General features: G+C 75.1%; 12 protein-coding genes. 9 read left to right on the top strand and 3 right to left on the bottom strand.

Annotated features, from left to right (window positions below; all coding sequences use genetic code 11):
* Positions 1 to 78 precede the first annotated feature (78 nt).
* The 6 genes from FVA95_RS26270 to FVA95_RS26245 are packed head-to-tail and all read left to right on the top strand — an operon-like array spanning position 79 to position 4,759.
* Entirely contained in the window at positions 79 to 744 is a 666-nt protein-coding gene (locus tag FVA95_RS26270; RefSeq protein ID WP_149666519.1) for an FAD-binding oxidoreductase, read from the top strand.
* 14 nt (positions 745 to 758) lie between these two features.
* Positions 759 to 1,733, top strand: coding sequence for a DUF4142 domain-containing protein (locus FVA95_RS26265; protein ID WP_149666518.1), 975 nt, complete (start codon positions 759 to 761; stop codon positions 1,731 to 1,733).
* On the top strand, positions 1,730 to 2,692 hold the full coding sequence (locus FVA95_RS26260; protein WP_149666517.1) for a Pecanex-like protein 1: 963 nt from the start codon (positions 1,730 to 1,732) through the stop codon (positions 2,690 to 2,692). Before FVA95_RS26265 ends, FVA95_RS26260 begins: the two co-directional genes overlap by 4 nt.
* 1 nt (position 2,693) lies before the next feature.
* Positions 2,694 to 3,224, top strand: a complete 531-nt coding sequence (locus tag FVA95_RS26255) for a hypothetical protein (RefSeq protein ID WP_149666516.1) — start codon at positions 2,694 to 2,696, stop codon at positions 3,222 to 3,224.
* Positions 3,224 to 4,252: a DUF6529 family protein gene (locus FVA95_RS33280; RefSeq protein WP_240051746.1), complete on the top strand. Its 1,029-nt coding sequence runs from the start codon at positions 3,224 to 3,226 to the stop codon at positions 4,250 to 4,252. The genes FVA95_RS26255 and FVA95_RS33280 overlap by 1 nt, the downstream gene beginning before the upstream one ends.
* 36 nt (positions 4,253 to 4,288) lie before the next feature.
* Positions 4,289 to 4,759 carry a Rieske (2Fe-2S) protein gene (locus FVA95_RS26245; protein ID WP_149666515.1) on the top strand — a complete coding sequence of 157 codons (471 nt, stop codon included), beginning with the start codon at positions 4,289 to 4,291 and terminating at the stop codon, positions 4,757 to 4,759.
* Between the two features lie 387 nt (positions 4,760 to 5,146).
* Here FVA95_RS26245 and FVA95_RS26240 read toward each other — a convergent pair whose 3' ends face one another.
* The gene (locus FVA95_RS26240) at positions 5,147 to 6,622 is read right to left on the bottom strand and encodes an aldehyde dehydrogenase (RefSeq protein WP_149666514.1); all 1,476 of its coding nucleotides are present in this window, start codon (positions 6,620 to 6,622) and stop codon (positions 5,147 to 5,149) included.
* A gap of 97 nt (positions 6,623 to 6,719) precedes the next feature.
* Here FVA95_RS26240 and pcaD point away from each other — a divergent pair, with 97 nt between their 5' ends.
* A complete protein-coding gene (pcaD, locus tag FVA95_RS26235; protein ID WP_149666513.1) occupies positions 6,720 to 7,490 on the top strand; it encodes a 3-oxoadipate enol-lactonase in 771 nt (256 codons plus the stop codon).
* A gap of 34 nt (positions 7,491 to 7,524) precedes the next feature.
* On the opposite strand, the gene FVA95_RS26230 is transcribed toward pcaD, so the two are convergent.
* On the bottom strand, positions 7,525 to 8,094 hold the full coding sequence (locus tag FVA95_RS26230; RefSeq protein WP_149666512.1) for a CGNR zinc finger domain-containing protein: 570 nt from the start codon (positions 8,092 to 8,094) through the stop codon (positions 7,525 to 7,527).
* Between the two features lie 55 nt (positions 8,095 to 8,149).
* Between FVA95_RS26230 and FVA95_RS26225 the strand changes: the two genes are divergently transcribed.
* On the top strand, positions 8,150 to 9,094 hold the full coding sequence (locus FVA95_RS26225) for a DMT family transporter (RefSeq protein WP_161992456.1): 945 nt from the start codon (positions 8,150 to 8,152) through the stop codon (positions 9,092 to 9,094).
* 162 nt (positions 9,095 to 9,256) lie between these two features.
* The gene (locus tag FVA95_RS26220) at positions 9,257 to 9,454 is read left to right on the top strand and encodes a DUF397 domain-containing protein (protein WP_060713681.1); all 198 of its coding nucleotides are present in this window, start codon (positions 9,257 to 9,259) and stop codon (positions 9,452 to 9,454) included.
* Here the strand turns inward: FVA95_RS26220 and FVA95_RS26215 are convergent.
* On the bottom strand, positions 9,451 to 9,620 hold a 170-nt coding region (locus FVA95_RS26215; protein WP_149662779.1), incomplete at its 5' end, for an integrase core domain-containing protein. The two genes, FVA95_RS26220 and FVA95_RS26215, sit on opposite strands and share 4 nt — an antisense overlap.

Genomic DNA, 9,620 nt, shown 5'->3' with positions numbered 1-9,620 from the left:
CAGCAACGACTGAACACCCGACAAGGGGGTCAGTCCCAATCCGTCGTTACGGGGTTACTCCCAACCCGCCGTTGACACGTGTCGACGCTCGTGCTCGCCCGGCCCGGCCGGCACGCCGGGCCGTGGTTCCGGCCCGGCCAGTTCGCCTGGCTGCGGCTGGAGCGGATGTCGGTGGAGGAGCACCCGTTCACCATCGCGTCGTCGGCGTCGGACCGTGGGCGGGTCGAGTTCACCGTCCGGCACACCGGCGACTTCGCCGGGCGGCTGCGCGAGCTGCGCCGCGGCGACCCGGTCTGGGTGGACGGCCCGTACGGCTCGTTCACCCCGGACTCGGTGCCGTCGACCGGGCTCGTGCTGATCGCGGGCGGCGTCGGGATCACGCCGATGATGAGCATGCTGCGCACCGCCGCCGACCGCGGCGACCGGCGGCCGTACCGGCTGGTCGTGCACGCCCGCGACCGCGCCGACCTGCTGTTCCGGGCCGAGCTCGCGCACCTGCGCACACTGATCGACCTGCAGGTCACCGAGGTGCTGCGCCGCCCGTCCGCGGACTGGGCCGGGGCCACCGGGCCGATCGACACCGCGCTGCTCGCCGCCGTCCTGACCGACCTCGACGACCCGGCCCGCCGCCTCGACTACTTCGTCTGCGGCCGGCCGCAGCTCGTCGGCGACGTCCTCGCCACCCTCGCCGCGCTCGGTGTCCCGGACGACCGGGTGCACACCGAGCAGTTCGCCCAGGTCTGAGAAGGGGAGAGCCCATGTCCCGCCGGATCCCCGGCCCGCTCCGCTGGTCGGTGCTCGCCGCGCTGGCCGCGGTCGCCGCGGTCGTGCTCGCCCAGTACTGGGTGGCCACCTCGGCCTCCACCGACCAGCAGCAGGGATGGACGCAGACCCGGTGGGGGCCGCTCGGCCCCGCCGACCGCGACCTGCTGCAGAAGGTGCGCCTCGCCGGTCTCTGGGAGGCACCGACCGGGCAGCAGGGTGAGCAGCAGGCCACCTCGCCGGCGGTCCGCGAGGTCGCGCGCAAGCTCGGCGTCGAGCACCACGACCTCGACGCGTTGGTCCGCTCCACCGCCGAACAGCTCGGGGTCCTGCTGCCCAGCAGACCGAACGACCAGCAGATCGGCTGGATGAACGACCTGACCGCCCGCACCGGGACCGACTACGACCGCCAGTTCGTGCAGATCCTGCGGGCGGCCCACGGCTCGGTCCTGCCGGTGATCACCGACGTCAAGGTCGGCACCCGCAACGAGCTCATGCGGCAGTTCGCGAACGAGGCATCGGTGTACGTCACCCGGCACATCGGCTACCTGGAGTCGACCGGGCTGGTCGACTACGCGGCCCTGCCCGCCCCGCCCGATCCGGTGCCGACCGGCGCCCGCAGCGCGACCGACGTCGTCGTGCCGGCCCTGGTGGTCGGGGTCGCGCTGCTCGCCGCGGGTGGGCTGCTCATGACCCTGCACCGGCGTGGCCGCCCGGCCGCCGGCCCGGTTCCCGCCCTCGTCCCCGCCCCGCGTCACCCCCGCGACGGCGCCCGGCGGGCCCTGCCGGTCGGACCACCCGACCCCTGGGACGAGCTGGCGCACGTGCCGCCCGTCCGGCCCCGGCCCGACCCCGAGCCCGGCCTCGCCGACGCCACCCCCCACGACCTCGACCTGGACACCGACACCGGAGCGCCGCCCTCCCGCACCACCGGAGCGCACCGCACCGCCCCGAGGAGCCGATACCGATGAGATCCACCACCAGCCGCAGCAGGACGATCGCGGTCACCGCGCTCGCACTGGGCCTGCTCGTCGCCGGGCCCGCCGCCTACGCCGCCGGGGCCGCCTCCGTCGACCGGGGCGACCGGCCGTCGAACGTCGCATCCGGGCCGTCCGGGCCGTCCGGCGGGTCCGGCTCGTCCGACGGGGCCGGGGACACGTCCGATGCCGCGGGCTCCTCCGGGGGCGGGGGGCACGACCACTCCGGGCACACGGGGTCCGGCTCCTCGGGCCCGGGCTCTTCGGACGCGGGCACGGGCGCCGACGGATCGGGCTCGGGGTCCGGCTCCGGATCGGGCTCCGGTGCCGCCGCCGGCCAGGGTTCCGATGGTGCGGGGGGCGGAGCCGCCGGGAAGGCAGACGGGGACGGCACGGGCGCGCCGTCGGCGCTCGACATCCTCGCCGTCGACTGCTCCGGCAGCAGGCTCACCGCCCACGACGGGTTCCAGAAGGCGCCCCGCTGCGTGTCCACCGCGTTCGGCGAGGTCGCCGACGCCGGCCGCAGCCCGTCGCTGCTGATCACCCAGGCCCCGACGAAGGTCCGGCCGGGGGAGGCGTTCCGTCTGACCGTCAGCACCCGGAACCTGGTCCGTGACCGGTTCCTGCCCGCGGCCCAGGGCGGCTACTACGCCGAGGCGTCCCTGCTGAACGGCCAGGGGCTCCAGCGCGGCCACTTCCACACCGCCTGCCGGATCCTGCCCGACCCGGGCGAGGCACCGGACTCGGCGCCCGACCCGCTGTTCTTCCTGGCCACCGAGGACGGCGGCGGAGGAGCACGGCCGGACAGCGTCACGATCGACGTGCCCGGGGTCGAGCAGACCGGCGAGCTGCAGTGCTCGTCGTGGGCCGGCGACGGGTCGCACCGCACCCCGATGATGCAGCGGGCCAACCAGACGCCCGCCTTCGACTCGGTCCGGATCGAGGTGGGCTGACATGCGACTCTCCGGACCCCTCCTGACCATGGCCGCTGTCGGCGCGGTCGCCGCCGGAGCCGCGACGGCCAACGTCGTGCTCACCGCGGAACCGGAACCGCTGCCCGCAGCGGCCCCCGCCGCCGTCGACCGGGCGGCGGGCTCGCTCGTCCTCCCGGCGGCGCCCGCTCCGGCGGCCGCGCCGGGCTCGATCGGCGCGGTCGCCTACACGGGCCGGTCCACGAACGGGACGGTCACCGTCGACATCTGGGTCACCGACGGCGCCGTGAAGGCCTACGTCTGCGACAACCGCGGCGTCGAGTCCTGGACGACGGGCACCGCCACCCCCGGCGGCACCACCCGCCTGACCGGCAAGGACGGCGCGGAGGTCGCGTACACCGTCGCCGACGGCGTCGCCACGGGCACCGCCCGTGCCGACGGGCGGTCCTGGGAGTTCACCGCGGCCCGGACCGACGCGTCCGACCCGGCACCCGCGCCCGCCCAGGCCCCGGCCCCGGCCACCGGCGACAGCGGCTACGGCGGTGGGTACTGATGTCCCCCCGCGCGCGGCACGCGGACCGCGACCTCACCGACCCGGTCGGGTTCGCCCCGGTCCCCGCGGACATCCCGAACCCGCGCGGCCCCGAGCACAGCGGCGGCTGGGCCGCCGTCCCGGAGCCGTCCCGGGCACCCGATCACGACCCCGACACGGCCGCGTACCGGTGGGCGGGCACCGCCGACCGGCGCCGCGACGCCGTCGCGGGGGACCTGTTCACCCCGACCGGCCCGCTCACCCCGCCCCCGGGCGGCGGTTCGGGCGCCCACGGGGTCACCACGCCGCGCCGCCCGGCGCGGGACGCCGGGACCGCGCGTCCCGGCCGCTCGCGTCGGGCCGCCGGTGACGTGCCGCAGTCCGGTCGGTCCACGGGCGCCGCCGACGTGGCCCGGGCCGGGAGCACCCCCGGCCGTCGTCGGTCCCGCGCGGCGACACCCGACCCGACCCGCGCGCGTCGCCGCCCGGCCGCGGAGGCGGCCCAGGAGGTCGCCGTTCCGGCGGAGGGTCCGTCGTGGCGGGTCGTCGCCGTCCCGGTCGTCGTCGGGTCGCTGGTCGCGGTGGCCCTCGGTGTCTGGGCCCGTCAGCACGTCGGCACCGGCGTCGCGGTGAACCTCGCCAGGTTCTCCAGCGGCGCCGCGGCGAAGGCATGGCTCGGCTCGGCGGCCCTGGTCCTCGCGATCGTCCAGGGTGTGACGGGTCGGATGATGATGCGCGGCTATGCCGACCCGGCGACCGCGGTCGCGCACCGGTGGTCGGGCCGGGTCGCGGTGCTGGTGACCGTGCCCGTCGCCGTGCAGTGCCTCTACGCGTTCGGCTGGTCCGGCGCGACGACGTCGGCGCTGCTGCACTCCGCGCTCGGCTGCCTGTTCTACGGCGCGTTCGTCACCAAGATGCTGCTCCTGCGGCGCCCGGGCGTGCCCGGATGGCTGCTCGCCGTCGCGGGTGGGGTGCTGCTCGCCGTGCTCGCCGGGGTCTGGCTCACCTCGGCGCTGTGGTTCTTCACCGGCCACGGCCTGTCGTTCTGATCCCCGACCGCTCCCACCGAACCCCGGAGGTCCCCCGTGTCCCCGATCCCGCGCCGCCGGCTCCTCGCCGGCGCCGGTGCCGCCGTGGCCTGCTGTGCCGCGGGCTGCGCCACCTACGGAACCCCGCGTGACACGGCCCCCGCCGCGCCCGCGCCGTCCACCCCCACACCCGAGCCGACCACCCCGGCGCCCGCGCCGAGCAGCAGCGCCGCCCCGGCGCCCGCCGGACTCGCCGCCGTCGACGACGTCCCGGTCGGCGGCGGGCGGGTCTTCGCCGAGCAGCGGGTCGTCGTGACCCGCCCGGACGCGAACACCGTCCTGGCCTTCGACGCGACCTGCCCGCACCAGGGCTGCCTCGTCGACCAGGTCTCCGGGGCCGGCATCTCCTGCCCCTGCCACGGCAGCCTGTTCGCCGTCTCCGACGGGGCCCCGCTCGACGGACCCGCCCGGACACCGCTCACCTCGCGACCGGTGCGGGTCGAGGGCGGGCAGGTGGTCCTGGCCTGACAGCGCCGAGGCCGCCGAGGTGCCGAGGTGCCGACCGCTGTCGCCCGGGGGCGGGCGGCTCGGCGACCGCTGAGAGCCCCGCGCGCGAGCGACGGGTCCGACTGCTCCGGACGGCGGAACGCTTTCCCACCCGTCGCGCTCGCGGGTCCGTCCACCGGTCGGGGGTCTCAGTCCGCGAACGGCGGCCGCCACCGCTCGTAGCGTGCTGTCCGCATCGGTTCCGTGGTCGATCCCCGACTTCCACGCCGCACGACGTGGCCGCCGGATCCGGCGACGCTCCCCGTCGCCGGGCCCGCGCGTCCCGCCCGCGGCGCCGGAGGACCGCCGTGCCCGGGACCTCGACCCCCGGGCACGGCGGTTGCACATCCCCGCAACCGGCGCCCGGCCTCAGCCGAGGGTGAACGGGTCGCGGGTGCCACCGGTCAGCTCCACCCACACCGACTTGTTCTCCAGGTACTCCTCGACGGCCGCGACGCCGTTCTCCCGGCCGAGCCCGGAGTGCCCGAACCCGCCGAACGGGACGCTCGGCGCCACCACCCGGTAGGCGTTGATCCACACCGTCCCGGCGCGGATCCTCCCCGCGACCCGGTGCGCACGGTGCACGTTCTTCGTCCACACCGCACCGGCCAGGCCGTAGGGGGTGTCGTTGGCGAGCGTCACCGCCTCGTCCTCGTCGGTGAACCTCAGCGTCGCGAGCACCGGGCCGAACACCTCCTCCCGGTAGACCGTGGACTCGGGCGTCACTCCGGTGATCACGGTCGGCTGCACGAAGTAGCCGCCCAGGCCGGACTCGGCGGCCCCGCCGTAGGCGACGGTGTTGCCCTCCGCCTTCGCCGTCTCCAGGTAGCCGAGGACCTTCTCGTACTGCGGCCCGTTCGCGACGGGACCCATCTCGGTGTCCTCGGCGTTCGGGTCGCCGAGGGTGATCGTCGCCGCGCGCTCGGCGACGAGCCGCACGAGCTCGTCGTGGACGTCGGCGTGCACGATCAGCCGCGACCCCGCCATGCAGGTCTGGCCGGTCGCGGCGAACACGCCGGCGACGATCCCGTTCGCGGCGGCCTCCAGGTCGGCGTCGGGGAACACGATCTGCGGGGACTTGCCACCCAGCTCCAGGGTGACCGTGTTGAGGTTCTCGGCGGCCGCCCTCGCGATCGACCGTCCGGTAGCGGTGGAGCCGGTGAACGCGACCTTGTCGACGCCCGGGTGCCCGGCCAGGTGCGCGGCGGTGTCCCGGTCGTTCGTGGTGACGACGTTGACCACGCCGGCCGGGATCCCGGCCTTCTCGATCAGCTCGGCCCACTTCAGCGTCGAGGCGGGCGCGTGCTCCGACGGCTTCACGACGATCGTGCAGCCCGCGGCCAGCGCGGGTGCGACCTTCCAGGTCATCAGCAGCAGCGGGGAGTTCCACGGCGTGATCGCCGCGACGACGCCGACCGGTTCCTTGCGCGTGTAGACCAGGTAGTTCGGGTTCGGCGTGGGTATCTGGCGGCCCTCGATCGTCGGGGCGATCCCGGCGTAGTACTGGTACCAGCCGCCGAGACCGCCCAGCTGGCCGATCATCTCCCGGTACAGCTTCCCGGAGTCGCTGACCTCGGTCCGGGCCAGCGCCTCGGCGTTCTCGGTGATCAGGTCGCCCAGCCGACGCAGGCAGGCGGCGCGGCCGAACGGGGTCATCGCGCCCCACTCGCCGTCGAGCGCGGTGCGGGCGGCGGCGACGGCGGCGTCGACGTCGTCGGGGCCGCAGTCCGGCACGGTCGCCCAGGGCGCACCGGTGAACGGGTTCTGCGTCTCGAAGGTGCGGCCGGACACCGCGTCGGACGGCTTCCCGCCGATCAGCATCCTGAACGTCTCGAGCTCGGCCATGGACGGTCCTCTCTCCAGCGACTCCGGTGGCGCACACGTCCTCGTCGACGACCCTACGAACCCGGACCACGATCCGCAGCCGGTGCAGGATGGGCACATGGCACTCGATCTGCACCACGTCGTGGACGGTCCGGCCGACGCACCGGCGGTGCTGTTCGGCCCGTCGCTGGGTACCGACCTGCACCTGTTCGACGCCCAGGTGGCGGCCCTGTCCGACCGCTTCCGTTGCGTCCGGTTCGACCTGCCCGGCCACGGCGACTCGGCCCCCGTCACCGGTGACCTGACGATCGCCGACCTCGGACGCGGCGCGCTCGCCGCCGCCGACGCCGCCGGGATCGCGGACTTCCACTACGTCGGCGTCTCGATCGGCGGGGCGGTCGGCCAGTGGCTCGGCGTGCACGGCGGGGAACGGGTGCGCAGCATCGCGGTCCTGGCGACGGCGGCGCGCTTCCCGAACCCGGACTCGTGGCCGCAGCGCGCGGCGACCGTGCGGGCGGACGGCACCGCCGCGATGGTCGGCTCCCGCCCCGGGACCTGGTACGTCGAGTCCTGGGCGCAGCGCGACCCGGCCGGGGAGCAGCGGCTGCTGGACATGCTCCGCGCCTCCGACGACGAGAGCTACGCCGCCTGCTGCGCCGCCATCGGCGCCTTCGACATCCGCGCCGAGCTGGGCGGGGTGTCGGTGCCGGCACTCGTCGTGGCGGGGGCGGACGACCCGGCGACGCCGCCGTCGTCGCTGCACGAGATCGCCGACGCGATCCCCGGCGCCCGCTACGCCGAGGTCGCCGACTCGGCACACCTGCTGAACTACGAGCGCCCCGACGAGGTGAACGCCCTGCTCACCGAGCACCTGACGGCCAGGAGCTGATCCGCCCCGGCCCGCCCGTGCCGGAGGATGGGCGTTAGGAGGAACGGGTGGCGCGGCGGGCGCGGTAGGCGGCGACGTGCGCGCGGTTCGCGCAGTTGCCGGTGTCGCAGAAGCGCTTGGAACGGTTGCGGGACAGGTCGACCAGCACGGCGTCGCAGTCCTCGGCGGCGCAGCGGCGCAGCCGGGACAGGTCGTCGCGGCGCACCAGGTCGACGACCGACATCGCGATCTCCGCGCCCATCCGGTCCGCCAGCGGGGCGTCCTGCGGGGTGACGTGCAGGTGCCAGTCCCAGCCGTCGTGCCGCGCGAGGTGCGGGCGCGCGTCGGTCTCGGCGAGGATGGCGTTGACCAGGGTGACGGTGCCGTCGCGGTCGGGGCCGTCGTCCTCGCCGTGGGCGGGCCACAGCCCGGCCAGCCGCTCGCGGAGCACCCGGACGGCCCGGCGCTCGTCGTCGGAGCCGGCGCGGCGCCCCGAGTACGGCTGGTCGGCCAGCCATGCGGCGAAGCCCGGCACGTCGTCGAGCGGGTCCGGGTCGGCCCGACGGGTGTTCACCAGCGCCGCGGCCGCCGCGAGCAGCACCTGGGTGTCATGGGCGAATTCCACGTTGACCCCTGACATGGTCGGTTCCTAGTGTCAGGAGTCTATGGGTGCTTCGGTCGTGACACGGGATCACGTGGTCCGCGGGCTGCTGTGGGCGCTGGTCTCGGCCGCCGCGTACGGCTTCTCCGGACCGCTCGGCGCGGCGTTCCTGGAGGCGGGCTGGTCGCCCGGGCTCACGACGCTGCTGCGCATCGCCGGCGCGGCGGTCCTGCTCCTCCCGGTGACGGTCGTGATGCTGCGCCGGTACCCACTCAGCGCGCCGAACGCCCGCAAGGTCCTGCTCTACGGCCTGGCCGCCGTCGCGGGTGTCCAGCTGTGCTTCTTCCAGGCGTTGCAGCACCTGTCGGTGGGCGTCGCGCTGCTGCTGGAGTTCCTCGCGCCCGTGCTGCTCGTCGGCTGGACGTGGGTGCGGACCAGGACCGCCCCGGCGGCGGTGACGCTCGTCGGCTGTCTGGTCTCGTTGGTCGGGCTGGTACTGGTCGTCGACCCGTTCGGGCCGCAACGCGTCGACCTGACGGGAATCCTGTGGGGCCTCGGCTCGGCGGCGTGCGTCTGCGTCTACTTCCTCCTCCCCGGCGGCGACGACCGGGGCGGCGTCCCACCGCTGTTGATGATCTCCGGCGCGATGGTCGTCGGCGCGGTGACGCTCACGGTGACCGGTCTGCTGGGCATCACGCCGTGGCGGGTGGGGGAGTCCAGCGGGAGCCTGGCGGGCACCGACGTGCCGTGGCCGGTGCTGCTGGGGATGCTCGTCGTGCTCGCGACGGTGCTGCCGTACCTCACGGGGATCATCGCGATCCGACGGCTCGACACGCGCGTCGCCTCGTTCGTGGGGCTGTCCGAGGTGATGTTCGGAGTGCTGGCGGCCTGGGTGCTGATCGCGCAGGTCCCGAGCCTGATCCAGGTGGCGGGCGGGGTGCTGATCCTCGGGGGGATCATGCTGATCCGGCGGGCGGAGAACCGGGTCGCGGCGACGCCGGGGGAGATCGCCACCCAGGGCTGAACGCCACTGCTCCCCGCCCGGGACGAACGAGTGAACATCTCCTCGACCGAGCGCCGGTCACGCCCTTCGCCGGGGGCGCTCGTTGTACGGGGTGTCGGTGCCGCTCCCCGCACCGACGGTGCTGCCGGCCCCGACCGGCGTGATGCGAAGCCGAGGTCGACAGTGTCCGACGGTCAGTTCGTCACCAGTTCCTTCTGTGCGAAGGGCGAGTGCGTCGCGGTGGCGGCCGACGCGGCCGGCGTGCGCGTCCGGTCGACGACCGCGGAGGCGATCGTCGTCGGCTTCACCGACGACGAGTGGACGGCCTTCGTCCGCGGGGTCAAGAACGGCGAGTTCGACCTCGACCGTCTGCGCGGCTAGGTGTGATGTCCAGGGAGGTTGGTCAGCCTGGTGACTGGTGGCTGGCCGCCGATGGCGGAGTGAGCGCGGTGGTGATTGTAGAAGTGCAGCCAGCCGGGTAGGGCGTCGTTGCGTTGGCGGGTCGACTCATAGAGTCGGGCGTAGGCCCAGCCGTCGGCCAGGGTCC

Origin of the sequence: Pseudonocardia sp. EV170527-09 (genome assembly GCF_008369905.1) — a bacterium.
Lineage (GTDB): Bacteria > Actinomycetota > Actinomycetes > Mycobacteriales > Pseudonocardiaceae > Pseudonocardia.
This window is presented reverse-complemented; position numbering and strand designations above follow the sequence as displayed.

Bases quoted from the DNA above. Each gene is read 5' to 3' on its own strand.
- FVA95_RS26265 (WP_149666518.1), top strand. From the start codon at position 759: ATGTCCCGCCGGATCCCCGGCCCGCTCCGCTGGTCGGTGCTCGCCGCG.
- FVA95_RS26260 (WP_149666517.1), top strand. From the start codon at position 1,730: ATGAGATCCACCACCAGCCGCAGCAGGACGATCGCGGTCACCGCGCTC.
- FVA95_RS26255 (WP_149666516.1), top strand. From the start codon at position 2,694: ATGCGACTCTCCGGACCCCTCCTGACCATGGCCGCTGTCGGCGCGGTC.
- FVA95_RS33280 (WP_240051746.1), top strand. From the start codon at position 3,224: ATGTCCCCCCGCGCGCGGCACGCGGACCGCGACCTCACCGACCCGGTC.
- FVA95_RS26240 (WP_149666514.1), bottom strand. From the start codon at position 6,622: ATGGCCGAGCTCGAGACGTTCAGGATGCTGATCGGCGGGAAGCCGTCC.
- pcaD (WP_149666513.1), top strand. From the start codon at position 6,720: ATGGCACTCGATCTGCACCACGTCGTGGACGGTCCGGCCGACGCACCG.